Annotated in this window: 1 pseudogene; it reads left to right on the top strand. The window is 41.2% G+C overall.

The annotated features are described in order from the left end of the window. Positions 1-233: pseudogene (locus H6A60_RS14695) on the top strand (hypothetical protein); the annotation flags it as partial.

Here is a 233-nt window from a genome sequence, read left to right as displayed (position 1 = left end):
ATGTGATTTTGATCGTGTGCTGGAGCAATTGAAGGAAAATTATGGTTCCAAGGTGGTGCCAGTGCAATATCCTATCAGTACAGGTCCCGATTTTAATTCGTTGATTGATGTACTTTTAATGAAAAAATATTCTTGGAAACCGGAAGGCGGTGAGCCGACGATTGAAGAAATTCCTGCTGAAGAAATGGAAAAGGCTCAGGCATGGCATAAAATATTGGTAGAAGCTGCAGCTG

The organism is Sutterella massiliensis (assembly GCF_016899755.1).
Lineage (GTDB): Bacteria > Pseudomonadota > Gammaproteobacteria > Burkholderiales > Burkholderiaceae_F > Sutterella > Sutterella massiliensis.
Note: the sequence above shows the minus strand (reverse complement) of the source record. Positions and strands in the feature narration are given on the sequence as shown.